Here is an 18,408-nt window from a genome sequence, read left to right as displayed (position 1 = left end):
ATGAAACATCCGGGTAATTGATTTCAATCTGCCAATGTAGGAATTAAAGTAGCCCCCCCTCGAGAATTGAATCCCGAGGGTCAGTCCATGGAGTTTCACAGTGAAGTACGTCAGTAAAGTAGTAGCAGCAGCTGTTCTCGGTTTCACCCTCGCAGGCTGCACCGGCACCGCCATCAAATCCCCGCAGTACGACAGCAGCCAATACACCGTTTTGGGCCACAGTGAAGGCAGCGCCACCGGCGTGATGTTGCTCGGCGTCATCCCGATCGGCCAGAACAGCCGCTTCGTGCGCGCCCAGGATGCCGCCATCAAGGCCAAAGGCGGCGACGCGCTGATCAACACTCAAGTGCAGGAAAAATGGTTCTGGGCCTGGGTACTGAACGGTTACACCACCAAGATTTCGGGTGATGTGATCAAGCTGAAGACCGCGCAGTAAGTCTCAAGTTGTCAGGGCGCTGACCCTGGCAAGCGACGTATCATGGGTCAACCTTTCGAGGATGGCCCATGAACCTCAGCATCGTTTACGCACTCGCCGCCGCCGCCCTGTTCGGCGCCAGCACCCCGCTCGCCAAAAGCCTCGGCCTGAACCTTTCGCCCGTACTGCTCGCCGGCCTGCTCTACCTCGGCAGCGGCCTCGGCCTGGCCTGCGTGCGCCTTATCCGTGATCGCGGCTGGAAACCCAGCGGGCTGACTCGCCCGGAATGGCCCTGGCTGCTCGGCGCCATCGCCTTCGGCGGCATCCTCGGCCCGGTTGCCTTGATGTTCGGCCTGACCCGCACCGCCGGCGCGACCGCCTCCCTGATGCTCAACCTTGAATCGGTGCTGACCGCCGTGATCGCCTGGCTGGTGTTCAGAGAAAACGCCGACCGCCGCATCGTGCTCGGCATGCTCGCGATCGTGCTGGGCGGCGTGGTGTTGTCATGGTCTGACGGCGGCAGCGCCAGCCACGACTGGACCGGGCCGTTTGCCGTGGCGCTGGCGTGCGTGTGCTGGGGGATTGATAACAACCTGACGCGCAAAGTCTCGGCCTCAGACGCGCTGTTTATCGCCGGTGCCAAAGGGTTGATAGCCGGGCTGGTGAATTGCAGCCTGGCGCTTTACCTCGGCGCGCAGATTCCAGAAATGGCACAGCTGGCGCCCATCTTGCTAGTTGGTTTTTTGGGATATGGCATCAGCCTGGTCATGTTCGTGCTGGCGTTACGCGGGCTGGGCAGTGCGCGCACGGGCGCTTACTTCTCGACGGCGCCATTCCTCGGCGCGGCTGTTGCCCTGCTGATGTTTGGGGAATCGGTAACGGTGGCGTTCTGGATTGCATCAGCGCTGATGGCCGTGGGCGTGTGGCTGCACCTGACGGAGCGGCATGCCCATGAGCATCTGCATGAAGCGACGGAACATGGGCATCGGCATGTGCATGATGAACATCATCAGCATGAGCACGGGTTTGAGTGGGACCCGGCGCAGCCGCACAGTCATGTGCATGTTCATAGTGTGATGCGGCATAGCCATGCGCATTTTCCGGATGTGCATCATCGGCATCGGCATTGAGGGCCTGACAACAGAAGTCTGCCGGATGACGTTTTGGGAAAGGGGCGAAAGACAGTCGCCCTTTCCCATGGAGGACTAGTCGCTAATAAAAAACCAGCTGATGATAAGACCGAAAGCGGCGAGACAGGTAACCAGTGTAGGTATGACCATCCAGTACTTCAGGTGCCTCGGTATTTTTTCAACATCCTCAACCAGTACCATGCCCCTCCATTCAATGACTTTTGGCATAAGAATGACGGTGGCCATGGCGTAGACGCGTTGGGGCCTTCCTTCAAAGGGGGCATTACGAAAAGTGTGCCTGCACCCGACTATAAAGCTGCTGTATTGCATATAACGTTCAGCAGCATCGAGTTTTTTGAACATGGCAGAAAAGACGATCGGAAAACTCAGTAGTAGGAGGACACCTGAGCTCAAAGCAAAATATTCCAAGTACATTCAATCCTCCATGGACGTATAGAGAAATTTACCAATAAATTCTCCGACAATGCTTCCTGTCTTGCCCAAGGCGAGTCCTCCTGCGGCGCCACCGACAATGGCGCATGCCAACCCCCCAGCACCTGCTGTAGGTATGCCAAATACAATTGCGCAGGCACCGGTGCTGGCAAGAACGCCAACTGACCCGCCTGCGGCTGCACCACCAACGCCCAGCACCAACTTGCCTCCTTCAACATATTTCGCCTGCGTACACTCTTGCTCACGCCCCGTGGAACACGCCTCCGTTATCTCCAGCGCCGTCGCCCCAACATCCAGCGCTATGCCAATGTAAGTCCCCTTCTTCAATATTTGCGAGGCCTTGGCTAAACGTTTAACCCTTTCCTCATACCCACGAATGTCTCCATGGTGCCAATAGCTTTTACTGGAAATCCCCAACATCTTTTTAATCGAACCTTCGTTTCTCAATCCCGTACCAAAGCGCGCCATGCCCGAGATTTGGCTATCCAACGTGGCAAACAGCGCTCTTCGCTTAACCAAAAACTCCTCCCTTGCCCCCGTGGTGCCTTTGCTCAAGTACTGCTTATGCAAACTCTCGATTTCGATAAGGGTCTTCTCAACTTGCGCCAAATGCTTGCTCCATGCGCTGCTGGCACTGCCGATGCCAAGGGACGAATAGGTCAAGATGGCCTGCAACTGATCATAGTTTTTGATCAGAAATTGGTCAGTTGCGGAGTGCGCCAACAGGGCGAGCTTTATATTTTGCGCCGAGCGCATCAGCTGTGCCTCTTCAGCGGTGCAAGCGGCGGTTCGACTATCCCCGATGATCACCAATTGCCCCGGCAACACCACCGTGTTGCGGATGTGCTGGTTGAGGGTGTCGAACTTGGTGTGTGTATACGGATCAAGCGCCAGGCTTAGTTTAAGCAATAGATAAGGCTGGGGATGTTCATTGATAAATGCGTAGGGTCCCTGCATGCGTGCACCTCCAAGTGGCTGAGGCGCAGGACTATAAGAAAGCGTAACGGCGCAGGTAAGACGTGCAGAGGGGTGGTTTTAATGTTTCAGAAATGGACTACTTTAATTCAGGTATGTGCCTACGCATGCGCGCGTCTACTGATCATGTGTACACATCGCACAGGATGGTAGCTTTTCAACAAAATGAATTAGAGCGGCTCAATTGACCGCCCTTTTTTGCGTAATACCGGCACCTTCAGGCGTAGTGCCCTTTGTAACCTTTATGCTCGTACTCCCAGCCCTTGCACGCCAGCCCCACGTGCTTGGGAATCAAAGCAGCACCGCTGCTATATGCGGTGATGGTCCTGCGAGAGAACCCCAACTCCACAGCTGCTGCGGAAAGGGACAGGTTGTTACTGAGCATCCACTGCCGGAAATCCTGTGTCAGCATCACCTCACCGGATTGCTCCAATGCTAGACGGTGCAGCGTGACAGCTGACAGCTCGATGTCGTTACCCCATGTCACATCAAACCCCCACTCACCGACTTGTACTTGGCCGAATCGAGCCAAATCCAGAAGAGGTTTGAGGACCGGAAAGGCATTTATATGATCGAGAAGATCAACGGTATGCCGCTTGCCGTTATTCCATTCGATCTGTAAGGCATGCTTGCCGGCAACTGGTTGCACAGCAGAGATGCGAAGCTTGCTGGTCATAAGCCAGTTCCTCCGGTTTTGTTCATCCCATACGCGCTTGAGATCCGCGATATGAGCTTTTGCCCAAAGCAGGTCGTCGGAATGGATTTTTATTTTTAGCTTCGTTCACTGTGAAGGGTCGCCATGGAGACGGACGCTAGAGAAAAAATTTCCCTAGCACAATTGTAATTTCAAACGTTTACTCAAATTGCCACTCTCGAGGTCGCAGGGTTCGTAGGTAGGACTGCCCATGCCCAGCAATCCAGGCAACGTCCTACAGACCGTTCAGAAGCGTCGGCCTCGCACTTCAAAATCGTCGAGCCTATAGTCACTCGGTCGCCCACATGGCGGCCGGGTTTGGCGACTCGATGATAAGACGGAATGTAAACGACGTTATTTCAGGCGACTGCCATTTTTGGCTGTAGACCATGAAAGCTCCGTCGTTATTATCTTTGTCTCAATGGACTTAACGCATGAACCAATACATAGCCCTCACCAGCAACGACAGCGCCACCCCCGCCCTTTTTGTCGATACCACCGTCCCTCTGGAAATCCTCCTCGACGCCGCGAGTTTTCGGCTGCGTGCCGTCACCCAGGTCCTTGAGAACCTTGCACTGCGTAGCGAGATCAGCAGTGATGCCGTTGTTCTTAGTGATTTTGCCTTGCTGTGTTCAATCCCGTTGCGCGACGGCTGCGATTTGCTGGACGTCTTAGGCAGGCGCATGGATGTGCCTTGCGCATGATTTAAAAAAGACACGTTTTCAAACGCCAGAAACTATAAAACCCCTGACTTCTCACGAAACCAGGGGTTTTGTTGTCACAGGGGTGCTTGAAGAATAAAAAAACTGTCTCCCGTTTCGCTTTTTCGATTCCTCAGTGCGCTTGCTAGCGCAGCCCTGTCTGGCGAGGTGTATTCCCAGGCATGTTCCCAAACGGCTCTTTTTCAAACGCCAAAAACCACAAACCCCCGACTTTCACTAGGAAAATCAGGGGTTTGTGTTTGTAGAATGTGGCGGTGAAGGAGAGATTCGAAACTACCCGCAAAGTCACTTTCATTATGCAAGTGCCCGGTTTACGCGGGCTGCAGCGATGCTCTCACTCTAAAAAATCGGCTTTCTCAGTCCCATGGTGGTCCCATGGGCTTTGCACCAAGTTAGTGCACTAGGATTGGAAGGGGGTAAAAAACGGGGTGTCGCCCGATTTATGTTGAGGCATGGGAAAAAGGTAATATTGGTAATAAGCTTGATAAATCAGGATAAAACCCTTTAATTTCAATAGCTTGATAGACATTTAGAAAGGTAATAATTTGGTAATTTATAGGTTAGGTCATTACCTTTTCATCGGGTAATTACTGACAGGCTCAATCCCCAACAAAACCGGGGACTTGGACGAATATTACCTTCACCATTACCAAATATTACCCCTCAAGGTAATGCGTCAAACCCACGAACTACGCGGGCTGTGGCGGATTTAATGCCTTTCCTAACCAAAATTACCTTTTTCCCAGCCCTGGTTCCAAAATCGCCATCTGTTTGGCGAGTCCTTCAGCTTGGGGCTAGTCTGAGAGCTCACAATAGGAACCCCTTGTATGGCGCATGAATATTCGCTCTCAGATGTACTTGAAAGGATGTATGAAAATCAGTTGGCACTTGAAGCCGCTGTGATGGAACTCACGCTACGCCTGGAACAACATGGCTCCGTAGAAGTGGGTGACAACGTGCGTGGTGCCTTAGAGGCAATCGGTGAGAACGCGGGGCATATCAAGCAAGGTTTGGCCAGATTGAGAAGGCCAGGCGCCAGCTAATGAATCGAGACAAATTGTGAAATGCCACAATCTCGGCAAACCCAAAAGATTCATGGCTTATGACAGCTTTCGACCTCATGGACGGCAGCCACGGCCGGCGAGAAAAAAGACCTATCTCGTTTTGGAAAATACCCTTACTCCTGTATTTTTCTGTACACATACCAATGAATCCTGGGCCTCCAGCCCTGCCCCGTCCGTGATCGTCAGCTGCACCTCCGTGCAGTCGCCCTGCACTTCTCTTCAAAACTTTGCAATCTGTGAAACTGCCGGCACCCTGAAGAGCCCCCCGGCCCGTCTGGGCTGCCGGTTCGTTTGCACTACATCTGGATTTGCACAAAAAAAGGACGCAAACCCCGTCGGCGGGAGGGGGATAAGTGCTTTTTAGCTGGTTTTTTCTTTCTTCACTCAAATTACTGATCGGCAATTGAGCCAACGATCGCCCAGCTAGCGATAGCCGGCGCGATCCGTTCATGGCCCCTACCAAATCATGCTCACAGCACCACATAACGCATAATGTGGATCCAATAAAAATATCAAAAAGCCATCACCCAAAACCTATAGACCCATGCTAGAGTGCGTTTGAAGGCGTTTTTTGACATTTTTTGTCAAAAAAATCAGTCTAAAAGCGAGGAGAACCATGTTAATTCAATTTAGTGTCAAAAACTGGCGTTCTGTTAGGGATGAGCAGACCTTAACTATGGTTAAGGCAAAAGGAGTTGAGCTAGGTGAGGCTAATAGTTTTAACCCGGAAGTTTCTTCAGTAGGTGAATTATTACGAACTGCGGTTATTTATGGCGCTAATGCTGCTGGAAAGACAAACTTAATCAGCGCACTTCGTGCCATGAAGGATATCGTCTTAGATTCTGCTAAAGCGCAACCTGGCGACGAGCTTCCACTGACTCCATTTTTATTGGATGAGGAAACCGAGGATAAACCTTCTGAGTTTGAAGTTTTTTTTGTAGCCAAAGGTATCAAATTTCAATATGGATTTTCTGCTACTAAAAAACAGATTTTTGAGGAATGGTTAATTGCATATCCAAATGCTCGCCCCCAACGCTGGTTTTCACGCGTTTGGGATGAGGCTACCGGTGACTTCGACTGGTCATTTGGAGCGGCCTTCCTTGGACAGAAACAAACATGGGTTGAATCTACTCGTCCCAATGCGTTGTTTTTATCTACCGCAACGCAGTTAAACAGCCAACAGTTAAAACCTGTACTTGGGTGGTTCAAAGTAACTTTGCGCCTTGGAAGAGTATCCGGCTGGAGCCCTTCTTATACCGCCTCACTATGCGAGAAAGAGGAGTCCCGAGGAAAAATTCTGGCCTTCTTAAAGGCAGCAGATCTCGATATTAAGGAGATCGACATTAAAGCAGAACTGGCATCTCTAAAACACTTTCCGGATTCCTTCCCGGAAGAGATGAAAAAGCAGATGTTAGAAAACATGAAAGACACCCAAATTTACAACATCAAGACTATTCACGAAGGAAAACAAGGACAGTCTATCGAGTTTGATTTCGAGAATGAGTCGGACGGTACAAAAAAACTTTTTTCATTTGCTGGCCCTTGGCTTGACGTACTATCGAAGGGTAGAGTTCTTTTGGTAGACGAACTGCATGACAACCTTCACCCAAAGCTTGTAAGCTTCTTGGTAGGCCTATTTCATAGTAAAGAAACAAACCCGAACAATGCTCAGCTCATTTTTACAACCCATGAAACGTCAATCTTGAATCAAGATGTATTTCGAAGAGATCAGATCTGGTTCTGCGAGAAAGATCGCGATCAGGCTACAAGGCTATATCCCCTAAGTGATTTCAGCCCTAGAAAAGGCAGGGAAGACTTGGAAGCGGCATATCTTGCCGGCCGATATGGGGCTTTGCCTTACGTGCGAGCGATTAAGGCCATGGAGTTCAATTGAAATGGGGAGCGATGACTTACATCATAAGCGCAAAGCAAAACAAGCTAAGGACTTAGAGCGTCGCAGAGCACAACGCAAACGCTATGATAAAGTTCTAATTGTTTGTGAAGGCAGCAAAACAGAACCTCTCTACTTTGAGGAGCTAAAAGATCATTACGAATTAGATACAGCTAATATTAAAATCAGTGGAGACTGTGGTTCTGATCCATTAAGCGTAGTAGAGCACGGCGAGGAACTTTATCAGAACGAAATCAAGAACTGCAATGAGCCGTTTGATAAAGTATATTGCGTCTTTGATAAAGACACTCATCACACCTACAATCAAGCACTACTTAAAATCGCGACCCTTAAACCGGCGGGCACTTTCTTTGCAACCACGTCGGTTCCTTGTTTTGAGGTGTGGCTGCTATTGCATTTTCGATACTCAGCAGCGTCAATTACGGCTTCAGGAAATAAATCTGCTGGAGATCGCGCACTTAGCGAACTCACCAGATACATGCCCAATTACAAAAAGGGTGCTGAGGGAACATTTCTGGAACTATTCAATAAATTAACATTAGCTAAAACGCACGCGGAAAGGCTCAATCAACAATCACAAGCTTCAGGGACCGATAATCCAACCACAACGATTGTTGAGCTTGTAGAGTACCTACAAGCTATAAAAGATTAAGTGACTTGCGACATCGGAAGTGGAAAATTTCGATTTTTCACTTACTCCCTTGAGGAAAGCCTCAATCATAATATAACCGGATGCAATTTTGCGCGTAGGTCATAACAAACTTCCGCGCCATTATTAAATATGGCCACATCGACCTGACTTGGTTTCTGAGTAGGCAGATGAGTATGCAGCGCTAACTGCCTACTCAGCTGCTGTACTGTTTCAATTAATATACAAAGAATCTGCAGCACATTAACTTCCTCAGACCCTAGCCAAGTTTTCGGAGCAACTAGCGCTTGGTTGACACCTGCAACACTCTTACGCAGCCCCTGGATCCTTTCCTCCATGTCCCCACCTACCGTGGCGTTGTGCTTCTGCCCCACCACCAGGTTCAAGTCCCGCCCGGTCGCTTGGTGCAGATCATCCACCGCCGCCAGGCTCGCAGATCCGCCCGACAGCAGTTTGAGCGCGCCCAGAGCTTCAAGCGTCTTGATGCCCCCTACCGACTCGGTTGAATGATCCTCTACCGTCCTGATGTCGCTCTGGAACCGCTCGGTGTTGCCCATCGCCTCCACTTCCCGCTCGATCGCCTTGTCCAGGATCTTGCCGTCAGTCTGGCGCAGCCAATTGCCGTCGGCGTCGACACGTTGCTGACAGGCCTCGCTGTGCTGCCATACCTGGTCCCCCTTCGGTACGCTGGGCATGCTCAGGCTGTGGGGCAGAATCGTTTGGATATAGGGCTTGTGTGGCAAGCCGTAGGCGAAGCACACCACAACCTGGGTGCCTTCCTGGGGGAATGCGTAGATGCCCATTTCCTCGCCACCGGTGGGCAGCGGCAACGGCACGCCGGCAAGGATCGGCAGCTTGGTGTCTGGCTCGCCTTCCGGCCCCAGGACCTCGATGTCGACGGCATAGCGCGGCCGGAAATCGTCACAGATGCCGGCGCCGGCCGGGGCATCGGCTACGGCGACAACACGGGCAAAGCGTGGCAGGTGGTAACCGCCGGTAAGTTCGGGGAATTGTCGTTCTACGCTGCGGCGGATTGCGTCGTCCATCGGATGGCCATCTGATTGTCGATGAGCGCCACACTGGTGATGCGCTCGCCGTGGTTGATTGTTGCACCTGGTCGCAACCCGGGAAGGGCCGCAATCATCGCGCTTTGGTTGCCTTGGTAGTCGTCGAACAGCTCCACCGGGAGCTGCAGCGACGAGCGAAGGCCGAAGAAGCTGTCGGCCCAACTGCCCACGAATACTTCCCCGTCGCCCTGCTGCTGCCAGATAAAGTCGGGGATGTTGAAAACCCGTGCCAGGCTGTCCATGGCCTGATAGCCGGCAGCCAAGCTGTAGAAAAACGGCGCCTTCACGCCGGCATACGGCCGGTCCGGTACGCGAAAGCGCAAACCGGTGTGCTGGCCGATCTCGACCAGGACCGCGCGCAGGTCGACGTGTCGCAGATTCAGCGGCAATGGGTTGGCCAGGACCGCGGCAAGCTCCCGGCAGAAAAGCACCTGCTGGCCACTGCTGGCGGTAGTGGAGCGTTCAACGTAGCCAATGAAGTGTCGCTGCAGCGTGCTGTCGTTGTAGCCGATATCGAGCGTCACCAGCCCCTTGACCGGTGCAGTAGCCTGAATGGTGAACGTCGCCCGGCCAGGGCTTTTCGCATCCAGCCGAACTTCGTTTTTGACCAAGACATACGGTTTCCCGTTGATGGCCAATTCCTTGTGCAGCTTCATTCCTTTTTGCTCCCGCCAAGCCAGGTATCAACTTTTTTCAACGTTGCTTCAAATCCGGTCAGTTCCTCGGGCCCATCAGGTGAATCGCCACCGGCGCCGCCAACTGCCCCGCCAGGGCCAGACTGTGCGGTAACCGCGTTGCCCGATCGCCGCCCCTCGACCTTCTCAGGGTTGGACAGTTTTTCAGCCAAGGTGAACTGAATCAGCCAAGCGCGCAGGTTGTCGTCTTCCCGGGCGCTCACGCCCTCGGTGAAAGTCACCTGGCGCATGCCGAACGCGGCAGCAGTGTCGTTGACGATTCGGTAGGTCTTGAGCTGGCCACCGCCGGCGGTCGCTTCCACCAGGCGCATCAGGTCGCGCAGTTGCACCTGGTCAACGAAAGGAATCATCAGGCTGACGGTCAGGGTCTTGGGCTTGAAGCCTTTGTGCCCCTTGTCGGTGTTGCTGGTCTGGCCTGACAGGTCGTCGCTCTCGATACGCAAATTGCCGGTGACCTTGAGGTTTTTCCCGCGCACCTGTTGCCCGTCAAGTAGCAGAGTCATAGGCCCACCAGTTCGCGGACGAAGCTCAAACCCTTTTCAGATCCCACCAGGAGCGCGCCCGCGCACAGCACCCATTCATGCCCCGGGGCATCGCCCGTCAACAGCGCCTCGCGTAGCTCGGTGGCGTTGCCAGGGCCGATCATGCGGGCACACATGCTGCTGTCCGGGTTGCCATGGGCCAATAGCGCTTTCAGGTCGGCCAGTTGCTGATCCCGGCCCTTTTGCTGGGCGGCTTTGCGGCTGGCCAGCGCGGCAAGGTCAGCCATCGGCGAGCTGTCAGCGGCGTAACCCTCCAAAACGGCAAGCTGGCCGGCCATGGATTGCTGCGCGGCCTTTACTACGGTGCAGCGCTCCAGGGGCAGCGCCTGCCAACGCGGCAAAGTGCCGGCGGCGGGGATCTCCCACTTTTCAGTCTCCAGCTTCGATAAGTGCCGTGCGCGTCGTTCAGTCCGCACCAGGTCAGGCATCGGCAACAAGGCGTTAAAGCGTGCCAAGCTCGCTGCCAACTGATCAAAGCGCGTCGATAGGAACATCACGCACAGGGCGAACTGGGGGCCGTCCGGCCGGCCGGTGTCACTCACATCCACCAGTTTGCCGGCCAGCTGCTGCAGCAAGTTTGGCGCGGAAAGAAAACGCTGGTAGCCACTTCCCTGACCAATGCCGCTTTGAAAAGGCGTCACAACCAAACAGGTCGGAACCTCGCCCATTTGGTCAGCGAGTGCAGCTCGACCGGCCGCTATCGCGCCCTGGGCGGCATCACCCACTGGCCCTGGGCTTGTTGAGGTTTTCCCACTGAGGTCAGCCAGGCGCTTAGCTGTGCTGGCCAGCTCGCCGCCGGCAAGTCCTTGGGCCGCTGAAAGCTGCCCCATCCACTGCGTAGCCTCCGCAGGCCAACGCATGGTTACCGGCGCCCAATCACTGATCATTTTTCAGAACCGCGCTCAACCATTGTGGGGCATCGGGCCGGCTAGACTCCGCCGGATACCGTTTTGCCTTGGGCCACTCCCTTACCGCCTGACGCCAGGTCAGCAGAGCCGTGAACTGTTCAGCCGTAATGGGGGCAGTCCCGCCCAAGTCCCGGGCGTCGCGGTATTGAGCAACGAGCGTTTCCGTATTCTGCAAACTTGTTTCAGCCCAAAGCCGGGCAAGTACAAGCGGATCTGACTCGACAACAACATCTTCCGCATATTTTGAAAACTTCCCACCCTCATCCAGGTAAGCGCGAACAGCTTGATATAACGGGGCGTTATAGTCCTGGGTAACATGACAACGATTGCCAGCAACGGTGACAACAAAAGTTTTATCAGCTTTAACTGAGACGTTACTGAACGTCACCATTACCTCTGCTGGCGGGACCACTGGTGACTCAGCGACAGGAACGACTAGCTCATCTGTGTCAAATTCTTTTACTTCAATCACGGTGCATATCTCCACGCGAAGCCGTAAATAGTTGCTCCGCCACTAAATGAAATTACGGTCCCACCAGGTGCATGACCACTTTTACCAATAACACCCTGACCCGCCGCGTAGTAATGCATGAGCGAATAACACCATGAGCCGCCAGGTGGGAGCTGTACTGACGTACCGGTTACTCCGACAGGCATAAAGTTACTACTGTCCGGTCGGTAGAAGTTCATCTCCCCCCATTGCAGCCCCATGTCGGAAGTATCAACCTGAACACGCATACCACGGCCTTGCCCATCCCAGCCGTATTTAATCTTGTTAGAGGCTTGGCCGGCACCGCCGCCCTGTTCGACAGGGGTAAATTCAAGCTGTGTCTGTAAGTAGTAAACCTGCCCATTCTCTTTATGACGCAAGTACGGATAAATAGGATTCCCACTGGCAAATCCGACCGTGGAAACTGAGTCGCCCACTGTTCTCAGTAAAAGCTGTTGATTCGTTTGCTCAACTGTATAGGCATTAGTAATTCCATATGCGGCAAGCGTACTACCTTTGTTTGCCTTATCATCAGGGTTAAAATTATGAGAAGACCAGACAACACCGAGATCCAAACCGTCAACGGTAGCTTTTAGCCCCACGGAACTCCACCCAATGCTAATAGCGTTGTCCAGCTGCCCTATTCCGCCACCTTGCCGCACGGGCGTAAACCCCAGCCTTGTTTGCAAGTATTGAACAAGCCCGTCTGACTCTCGGCGAAAGTATGGGAGCTTCGCGTCATTCCCGGCAAAGCCAGCGCTAGTTATTCCGTCCCTAATAACTCGGTAGTTGATCTGTTGATTTGTCTGATCGATTGTGTAGGCATCGGTAATCCCATAGCCCGCAAGAGTACCTGCTTTATCCGCCTTAGAACTTGGAGTAAAGTTGTTTTCAGTCCAGATACGCCCCAAGTCGATATCATCGACGCTCGCCTTTAAACCGATCGAAGACCAGCCGATACAAACTCTGTTGTAGGTCTGACCAGCCCCACCACCCTGCTTTACAAAGCCGTTGGCCACCTCTCCTCGGGTGTAGGCGTCAGTGATACCGTATCCAGCCAATGTGTTCGGGTTAGTGCCTGCGAACACAATACCTTTGGCGTTAACTGCGACTTTTGTATAGGGACCAGGCGTCACCCCGCTGTCAGCCAGCGTCAGCGCAATTTCCGGGTCCGCCGTGCCGTCAAACGTCGCGCTACCTGTCGCCGCGCCACTAAATTTAAACGTGCGCGCCGTGGCCAGCTTCAACGCTTTGCCGGCCGCTGTTGTGCCGGACACCAAAGCGTTGATGCTGGCGGAGAGGTTGTGTCGCACCCTCTGGACCATGTGCGTGGTAGCCAGTACCCAAGGGTCATCAGACTCAGGTTCAGTACTGATGGCGTTCGGAATTTGCCCCAGCCCCACGTCAGCCTTTGTCGTGGATCGAGCGCGCAAGCCCGGATAATCGCCAGTACGAGCGGCCAGGTGCTTGATCAGTTCGCCGGCGATCGGCTCAACGGCTCGCAGATCGCTGATCGAGGCCGTTGTTGGCAGCTCTGCAATGGGCACCAGGTAATGCCGTACACCTGCGCTGTCGGTGTAGTCCTGCTTGTCCCAACCAAATACAACCTGGAACGTACCGACCACATCACTCAATTCGCGCTGCAGGCGTACGTCAAGCCAGGCCACGTTCGGGATTGAAGGAACAGCAACAGCTTGCGCGCCTTTTAGCTCCAGCCGAACACCTTCAACATAGGCAATACCGGGTTTCAGGCTGTACGCATTGCCTACTTTTTGCAGTTCAAGCGCACTGCCGTGGAAGCAAGCGCGCCCGAAAACGTCGCGATTGCTCAAGCGCTCGCGCTCATCAATGCCGCTCAGTCGTACAGTAAAGTCATGCTGCCAGGTGCTGGCATCGATCTTGATCCCGGTCAGCGCCTGGGCACCGTCGAACACCACCAAAAAGTTACGCGTGACGTTGTTGCCGATCTGACGCGGCGGGATGTTCCGGCGCTTTTGCTGTACCGGCAAATACGCCACGGCCAGCAACACGTTTTCAGTGGTTTCAAGGCCAATCCAGTTGAAGTCAAAGTCCCCAATATCGCTACCCAGCATCAGGCTATAGACCACCTGGTTCGGGTTCACGAAACCTTTCTGGGTAACGTCATAGGTGCCGACGATTTGCGCCGGCACTGGCTTGCCCGCTGTTCGATCCACACCGGCATTCGGGTCAAGTCCTGGCACGTTGGCCAGGACAAATCGGGCAACGCTTAGCGATTGTTGTGCGCCGAGTTTCTGCGCGATCAGGCTTTCACCTGCAAGGGTAATGCTGGCTCCCATGGGGGCTCCTACAGGCTGGCAACCAGCGTTTGCTGGTCGTCGTTGAAGTCCACCGCGACGATGCGCAGTGATACGGGGGTGATGGTCACGAAGTCATAGCGCCGGCAGGTGCGGCCGTACTGTTGAATCAGTACTCGCATCAGCTCGGGGTTTTGCGACAGTTGGGAATCGGAGAGGCGCAACAGCACTACGTCCCAATCCCGATCGGGCAGCCGCTCGTTGATCTCGACATAGCCAACGCCCAGTCGCTGCAGGATGCGTTTGAGCCCGGCCGTGCTGCCGGCATCGACCGCGTTTATGAAGGCGAACTTCACCCGCAGCCGGTAGAGGCTTTCCGGCTCGTCTTTGAAACGGCTGATATCGCGCTGCCAGGCCAGCAGATCGAGGACGGTCAGGTGGCAGGTGTCCGCGTCCATCTGCAGGAGCGGCCACTGCAGCCAACCTTCGACCTTTTCCCACCAGGACTGGGCGGCGGCTTTCAACTTGGCCAACTGCGGGCCGTCCAGCCAGAAAGGCAAACTTAGCTTGATCATGCCGGCACCACCTGCAGGGTTTTGATCCTGGGAATGCTCAGCTCTGACACGATGTCGGCATTGTCAAAATGTAGCGACTCGATGCCGGCGAACTGCTGGTGAAGCTCTTCGCCCAAGCGGCTGAACGAAAACCGCGACTGGGGATAGGTCAGCGTCGGCTGATAGTCGCCCGTGCCGCTCTCGCGAAAGGCCGCCCGGATGAACTGCCCAATTTCCGCCTGCAGCTTTTCGCGCTGCTCGACGGTCAGCAACGATCGTGGCCACCAGGTGAGGCTTAGCGCGTGCTGTGTCTCAGGCATGACCATCACCAGCAGGTCATCACCGTGGCCATGGTTGCCCTGGTCGCGGATATGCGCGTTGATTTGCTCCAGGTAAGTGGCCGCCGGCACATCCGCATCAAACAGCACATAGGCATTGGCGCTGCCCGGGCCACGTGGCGCGCCGTGCAGGAAATACACGCCATCTGGCCGCACGCCTGGAAAGGCTGAAATCATGGCGCGGTATACGGAGTCGGTGTGCCACTGGTTGACCGCCGAGAACTGGTTGCGTGTGCGCAAACGCAGCTGATCGTCCGGTTCAGGATCTGCACCTGGTGCAATCAGCCAGCCGTCCGCGTTCACCACCTGGGCAATGCCGGCAATCGGGACGGGCAGAATGGCGTAGTAACCTGGGGCCAGGTTGTACCCGCTGCCCACTTCCTGGGCTTCTACCGGGACTTCCAGCTGCAGCACGCCGTCCGCGAAGGTCACGGCCTGGGTGGTGATCAGTTGGTAAATATGGCCGTTGATCGCAGCCGATTGCACCAGGACGCCGGCGGGCAGCTCCAGCACGCCACCGGCGACATCGCGGGTAAACAGCAGCACGCCTTTGGCCTTGGTCGCCCCTTTGCGCTCGACGTTGACCGCCCAGGCCAGCATGTCCAGCCACTTGCCCACAGCGGTTTTAACAAAGAAGTTGGGCAGGACGGTGCCGCTGACAAAGTTGATCAGCCACAACACCGGTTTGGTCACCAGCGCGGTGATCAGCCGCCAGAACGGCGAGTAGGCGCTGGTGTTGCTCAGCTTGCTACCTTGCGCGGCAACTTCGCTTTCCCAGGCCTTGCGCAAGCCGTCCTCAGTCACCGGAATGCCGCTGTCTGCCAGCGCCTGTTTAAAATCTACGTCGCTCACAACGTCACCTCGATATCGCCAAATTTCAGCGTTTTCGCCGTGACCAGGTAGCGGCCAGACTCCACTTGTTTAATCAACGCCGTGCCCGGCACCAGGCGCGCGTCGGCCTCTACCAGCAGTTCCAGTTGTTGGATGCAGTCGCGCTGACGCAGACGGCTGCGCTCGGCCACCAGCGTGACCAGCAACCCGCTCTCGCGGATCATGTGCGCGATGTCCTGAGCGATGCTGGCCCGGTCCTCGATCAGCAGCGGCTGACGCGATGGGTCCAGTACCAGGTCGTTGTCCATGATCAACAGGTCGATGTATTCGCTCATCCGCCCACCGCCATGGCCAACATGCCTTCCAGTTCGAGCGGATTCATTTGCTTGGCGGTGTGAATGTTGACGTTCTCCACATGAGTGCCCTTGTTCTGGGTTTGATTGTTGTTCTGGATGCTGGCCAGGAAGCCGCCCCGGGGCACGGCGTCAGGCCGTTTCGGAGACAGGCTTGATACCGATCCGTTGATGCGCTGCTGGCTTTGCTCAGCCTTTTCCGTTGGAGCGGGAGCGGTGACCAGGGGCGGCGTCTGCAGCAGCTGCGGGACAGTCAGCTGCGGCCCGATCGGCGCCGGCGTTTGCACCGGTGGCACTGCCACCAGCTTGGGCAACGTGCGCGGCAATTCCTTGGGCGTGTGGGGTTGTGCCACCGGTGCCAGGACCTGGGGCGGAAGCCGCGCCGGCGGCTGCAACGCTGCAGGTGCGGCCATGGCCGGGGCTGGGGCCAATACCAGTGCCGGTGCCTTTGCCGGGGGCTGCAACGCTTCCAGCGTCGGCATCACCGGCGCCGGTGCTTTTGGCGTAGGAGCCAGCACCAGGGGTGGTGCCTGGATCGGTTGCTGGGGTGCGCTCACCAGTTGCGGCAACAACGGCGCTTCCACTTGCGGGGCACTGATGGTGGGTAGCTCTGGCGCCGCCGGCATGTCCCCGAACGCCGCTTCAATGTTCACGCCGGGGATCTTGTTCAACATCTCGATCAAGCCATTGATAGCGCTTTTAAAGACGTTGACGATGGCGTCCCACGCGGCGCTGGCCATATTCGACCAACCGCCCATCGAGTCGAACCACGCCGACAGCGCAGCCAGTTGCCCGCTAACCCACTGGAACGCCTCGCTGTTGAGTAGCGCGCTGGTCCAGTCGTCCCAATAGATGATCGCGGCCGCCACGGCCGCGACCAGGGCCACAATGCCGATCACTATCCAGGCCACCGGGTTGGCCAGCAAAGCGGTGTTGACCAGCCAGATCGCGCCCTGCCAAAGCAGCATCGCGCCTTTGACCAGGCCCATCCAAGCGACCATCAGCACCAGGCCGGCCACAAACCCCACCACCATGACGGTGTGGTACAGGAACATGGCGATGCTGCGGTAACCCGACCAGGTGAGGGCATTCCACACCACAACGGCTCCCAGCCATGCCATTTTCGAAAGCCCCACGGTCAGTGTGAGCAACGACATGGCGGCGGTAATCGCCAGGAACGACAGGGTTACAATTCCAATAAGGCGGGTAATGTTGGGGAACAACTGGGTCCAGCGGGTCAACGTGCTGGCAATCCCTACCAGGCGCTCCATCAGCGGGGTAAGGATCGGAATCAACGCCTGGCCAAACGCGATACGCAGCGCCTCTACAGCGGCCCCGAACTGCTGCCACGGGTCCACCATGTTCTTGGCCATGCGTTCGGCGTTTTCTAAACCACGCACATTGCCCAGCCGTTCCATCCCGTTTTTCAGGCGCTCGGTGTCGCCCATCAGGCTGGTGATCAAGCGCGCCGCTTCACCGCCGAACGCATCGCGCAGTTGTTTACCGTTCGCCTCAATCGACAGATCGCCAAACTTACCTTTCAGCTTGTCCAGGATGTCCATCATCGGCAGCAACTTGCCCTGCTGATCCACGAACTTCATGCCGAGTTTTTCAGAGGCCGCGCTGACGTTTTCAAAGAACGATTTGTAGAGGCCGCCGGCCTCCCCGCCGTCCATGGTGCTGCCCAGCGTGCCCAGCACGGCCATTTGCTCAGCCAGGCTTACGCCGGCGGTGCTAGCCAGGCCACCGGCAGCCTTGAACGCCTCGCCGATCTGCTCACCACTTGTGCGAAACAACTGCACAGCCGTAGCGGTCTGACCCACCAGGGTCTCGACCCACTGGCCCTTCCCCATGGCGTCGGCCTGGCCTTTGAACAGGTTGTACATCGTGCCGACGTAGGTGCCCATGGTCGCCGCATCAGACTTGGTGGCCTTGGCCAACACGTTGCTGGCATTGGTGAAGGTAGCCAACTGGCTGCCGACCATCCCCTTAATGGCGCCCTCGATCTGATACGCCGAGGCGACAAAATCCCGGGCGTTCTCTCCGTACGCCACGGAAAACTCCAAGGACTTGCGGTTTAGCGAGTTCAGCGCATCTTCGGCCACGTTCAGCGATCGGACTTCGCCTAGGGCGCGGTTCATTTCCAGCGCAGGTTCCATGGATTGGGTGATACCGACATAGGCGCCCGTGATGCCAGCCAGACCAAAACCCATAGTCTTGATGTGCTTTTCGCTCTGTTCGGCCAAGTCGGAAAACCCGGTTTTGACCTTGCCCAGCGGGGCGGTAACCTTATCGGTCAGGCTCAAGATGAAAGCCAGGCGGGCGCTTTTGTCAGCCATC

19 protein-coding genes are annotated in these 18,408 nt (G+C 55.5%); 6 read left to right on the top strand and 13 right to left on the bottom strand.

Annotated elements, in window-relative coordinates; translation table 11 throughout:
- Window positions 1-100: 100 nt before the first annotated feature.
- Window positions 101-436, top strand: a complete 336-nt coding sequence (locus QF043_RS06120; RefSeq protein WP_305454931.1) for a hypothetical protein — start codon at window positions 101-103, stop codon at window positions 434-436.
- A gap of 68 nt (window positions 437-504) precedes the next feature.
- The gene (locus QF043_RS06115) at window positions 505-1,545 is read left to right on the top strand and encodes a DMT family transporter (RefSeq protein WP_307417840.1); all 1,041 of its coding nucleotides are present in this window, start codon (window positions 505-507) and stop codon (window positions 1,543-1,545) included.
- 75 nt (window positions 1,546-1,620) lie between these two features.
- On the opposite strand, the gene QF043_RS06110 is transcribed toward QF043_RS06115, so the two are convergent.
- From QF043_RS06110 to QF043_RS06100, 3 genes are all read right to left on the bottom strand, one after another.
- Entirely contained in the window at window positions 1,621-1,980 is a 360-nt protein-coding gene (locus QF043_RS06110; RefSeq protein ID WP_307417839.1) for a hypothetical protein, read from the bottom strand.
- Entirely contained in the window at window positions 1,981-2,955 is a 975-nt protein-coding gene (locus QF043_RS06105; protein WP_307417838.1) for a hypothetical protein, read from the bottom strand. It lies immediately after the preceding gene.
- 235 nt (window positions 2,956-3,190) lie between these two features.
- Window positions 3,191-3,649, bottom strand: a complete 459-nt coding sequence (locus QF043_RS06100) for a DUF2442 domain-containing protein (protein WP_307417837.1) — start codon at window positions 3,647-3,649, stop codon at window positions 3,191-3,193.
- A 452-nt stretch (window positions 3,650-4,101) separates the two neighbouring features.
- Here QF043_RS06100 and QF043_RS06095 point away from each other — a divergent pair, with 452 nt between their 5' ends.
- The 4 genes from QF043_RS06095 to QF043_RS06080 all read left to right on the top strand — a co-directional run bounded on the left by QF043_RS06095 (window position 4,102) and on the right by QF043_RS06080 (window position 8,017).
- On the top strand, window positions 4,102-4,371 hold the full coding sequence (locus tag QF043_RS06095) for a short-chain dehydrogenase (protein WP_307417836.1): 270 nt from the start codon (window positions 4,102-4,104) through the stop codon (window positions 4,369-4,371).
- An 845-nt stretch (window positions 4,372-5,216) separates the two neighbouring features.
- Entirely contained in the window at window positions 5,217-5,432 is a 216-nt protein-coding gene (locus QF043_RS06090; RefSeq protein ID WP_138814306.1) for a hypothetical protein, read from the top strand.
- A 637-nt stretch (window positions 5,433-6,069) separates the two neighbouring features.
- Complete coding sequence (locus QF043_RS06085; protein ID WP_307417835.1) at window positions 6,070-7,347, top strand: ATP/GTP-binding protein; 1,278 nt, start codon at window positions 6,070-6,072, stop codon at window positions 7,345-7,347.
- A gap of 1 nt (window position 7,348) precedes the next feature.
- Window positions 7,349-8,017 carry an RloB family protein gene (locus QF043_RS06080; protein WP_307417834.1) on the top strand — a complete coding sequence of 223 codons (669 nt, stop codon included), beginning with the start codon at window positions 7,349-7,351 and terminating at the stop codon, window positions 8,015-8,017.
- Between the two features lie 65 nt (window positions 8,018-8,082).
- Here QF043_RS06080 and QF043_RS06075 read toward each other — a convergent pair whose 3' ends face one another.
- From QF043_RS06075 to QF043_RS06030, 10 genes are read right to left on the bottom strand one after another with little or no spacing between them, the layout of a single operon-like run.
- Window positions 8,083-9,060, bottom strand: coding sequence for a hypothetical protein (locus QF043_RS06075; protein ID WP_307417833.1), 978 nt, complete (start codon window positions 9,058-9,060; stop codon window positions 8,083-8,085).
- Window positions 9,033-9,737 carry a hypothetical protein gene (locus tag QF043_RS06070; protein ID WP_307417832.1) on the bottom strand — a complete coding sequence of 235 codons (705 nt, stop codon included), beginning with the start codon at window positions 9,735-9,737 and terminating at the stop codon, window positions 9,033-9,035. The genes QF043_RS06075 and QF043_RS06070 overlap by 28 nt, the downstream gene beginning before the upstream one ends.
- Window positions 9,734-10,279 carry a DNA-binding protein gene (locus tag QF043_RS06065; RefSeq protein WP_307417831.1) on the bottom strand — a complete coding sequence of 182 codons (546 nt, stop codon included), beginning with the start codon at window positions 10,277-10,279 and terminating at the stop codon, window positions 9,734-9,736. Before QF043_RS06065 ends, QF043_RS06070 begins: the two co-directional genes overlap by 4 nt.
- Window positions 10,276-11,205 (bottom strand): hypothetical protein, encoded by a 930-nt coding sequence (locus QF043_RS06060; protein ID WP_307417829.1) that lies wholly within the window; start codon window positions 11,203-11,205, stop codon window positions 10,276-10,278. Before QF043_RS06060 ends, QF043_RS06065 begins: the two co-directional genes overlap by 4 nt.
- Window positions 11,195-11,698, bottom strand: coding sequence for a hypothetical protein (locus tag QF043_RS06055; protein WP_307417828.1), 504 nt, complete (start codon window positions 11,696-11,698; stop codon window positions 11,195-11,197). Before QF043_RS06055 ends, QF043_RS06060 begins: the two co-directional genes overlap by 11 nt.
- Entirely contained in the window at window positions 11,695-14,034 is a 2,340-nt protein-coding gene (locus QF043_RS06050; RefSeq protein ID WP_307417827.1) for a phage tail protein, read from the bottom strand. Before QF043_RS06050 ends, QF043_RS06055 begins: the two co-directional genes overlap by 4 nt.
- A gap of 8 nt (window positions 14,035-14,042) precedes the next feature.
- Complete coding sequence (locus tag QF043_RS06045; protein WP_069553413.1) at window positions 14,043-14,567, bottom strand: phage tail protein; 525 nt, start codon at window positions 14,565-14,567, stop codon at window positions 14,043-14,045.
- Window positions 14,564-15,736, bottom strand: coding sequence for a baseplate J/gp47 family protein (locus tag QF043_RS06040; RefSeq protein WP_138814297.1), 1,173 nt, complete (start codon window positions 15,734-15,736; stop codon window positions 14,564-14,566). The genes QF043_RS06045 and QF043_RS06040 overlap by 4 nt, the downstream gene beginning before the upstream one ends.
- Complete coding sequence (locus QF043_RS06035; RefSeq protein ID WP_069553415.1) at window positions 15,733-16,050, bottom strand: DUF2590 family protein; 318 nt, start codon at window positions 16,048-16,050, stop codon at window positions 15,733-15,735. The genes QF043_RS06040 and QF043_RS06035 overlap by 4 nt, the downstream gene beginning before the upstream one ends.
- Window positions 16,047-18,407, bottom strand: a complete 2,361-nt coding sequence (locus tag QF043_RS06030) for a phage tail tape measure protein (RefSeq protein WP_307417826.1) — start codon at window positions 18,405-18,407, stop codon at window positions 16,047-16,049. Before QF043_RS06030 ends, QF043_RS06035 begins: the two co-directional genes overlap by 4 nt.
- Window position 18,408: the final 1 nt, after the last annotated feature.

Source organism: Pseudomonas sp. W3I7 (genome assembly GCF_030816095.1).
GTDB lineage: Bacteria > Pseudomonadota > Gammaproteobacteria > Pseudomonadales > Pseudomonadaceae > Aquipseudomonas > Aquipseudomonas salomonii.
The sequence above is the reverse complement of the archived record's forward strand: the minus strand, read 5'-3'. Positions and strand labels throughout refer to the sequence as shown.